Annotated in this window: 2 pseudogenes; both read left to right on the forward strand. The window is 69.1% G+C overall.

The features are described from left to right. Positions 1-376: pseudogene (locus Y887_RS14655) on the forward strand (glucans biosynthesis glucosyltransferase MdoH); the annotation flags it as partial. Between the two features lie 375 nt (positions 377-751). Further along, positions 752-1,386 (forward strand): annotated as a pseudogene (locus Y887_RS14660) (alpha/beta hydrolase). Positions 1,387-1,493 lie beyond the last annotated feature (107 nt).

Genomic DNA, 1,493 nt, shown 5'->3' on the forward strand with positions numbered 1-1,493 from the left:
GATGTACCTGCAGTCGCGTGGCGTGTTCGAAGTGCTGGCCGGCAAGGATTCGGGCTGGGACGCGCAGGTGCGCGACGATGGCAAGCTGTCGTGGCCGGCGCTGTTGCGCAGCTATGGCGGGCTGACCGTGTTCGGCCTGTTCATGGGCGCGGTTGCGTACACCGTCTCGCCGTCGCTGGCGGCCTGGATGGCGCCGGTGATCGTGGGCATGGCGCTGTCGATTCCGGTGGTGGCGCTGACCTCGCTGCGTCGCAGCGGTCTGGCCCTGCGCCGTGCGGGCATCTTCTGCATCCCCGAAGAGCTCGATCCGCCCAAGGTGCTGGTGCGTGCATCCGAGCTGCGCCGCGCCGCCGCGCTGGAACCGTCGCTGATCTGAGCGACCCTGCGATGCTGGCCCGTGTCGGCCAGCATGTGTGCGTCAGGCATCGCTGCGTCGCTACACCTGGCGCTTTGCCACGCCGGCATCCTGAGCAAGTTTCCCTGACATCGATCCGATAAGGGTTGCGCGTGCCCCAGCCACGTCGCGGCCAGGGGCCGATCGTCGATCTGAGCGCCCGCATCCGGCCGGTTCGATCCGGGAAGTACGTGCATTCGCCATTGCGGTAACGACGCACGGTGAAGCAGCTGCCCGGATGGCGATGCCGGGCGCATCCGGCACCCCATCAACGGCAAGGCGCTGCAGTCGAACCCCGGCGTGATCGGGCAGTGACCGGCGCGCAAGGCATAATGCCCGGCCCCCGAGCGGAGCTGGATGATGCTGGAAGTGATCGAACGCGAGACCGGACCCAACCCGCAGTGGACTGTGCTGTGGCTGCACGGCCTGGGCGCCGATGGCAGCGACTTCGCCCCGATGGTGCCGGAGCTGGTGCGACCGCACTGGCCGGCGCTGCGCTTCGTGTTCCCGCATGCGCCGATCCGCCCGATCACCATCAACAACGGCGTGCGCATGCGCGGCTGGTACGACATCGTCGGCATGGACTTCGCCAGCCGTGCCGACAGGGCCGGCATCGCCGAGTCGGTGGCCCAGGTCGAAGCCTTGATCGCCCATGAGCAGGCCCGCGGCACGCCGCCCGAGCGCATCCTGCTGGCGGGGGTCTGCAGCGCAGCGTGCCGCTGGCCGGGTTGATCGCCCTGTCGACCTATCTGCCCGATCCCACGGCCGCTGCCAGCCAGTTGCAGCCCGCTGCCATTGCCCAACCGCTGTTCATGGCGCACGGCAGTGCCGACCCGGTGGTGCCGTTCGCTGCCGGCCAGGCCAGCATGCAGGCCCTGCGCACGCTCGGCTTCGATCTGCAATGGCAGACCTATCCGATGGGCCATCAGGTCTGTCTGGAAGAGATCGACGCCCTGCGCGACTGGATGCAGGCGCGCTTCACCGCCGCCTGAGCCCGTGGCCACCGGCGCCCCGCAGATCACCTGGATGCCGGACCTGTGCCGGCTGCCACGGTTGGGCGCGATGCTCGGCTTGGCCGAGCTGGTGGTGCTGGTGGTGA

This window comes from Xanthomonas pisi DSM 18956, from assembly GCF_001010415.1.
In the GTDB taxonomy this organism is placed as follows: domain Bacteria; phylum Pseudomonadota; class Gammaproteobacteria; order Xanthomonadales; family Xanthomonadaceae; genus Xanthomonas; species Xanthomonas pisi.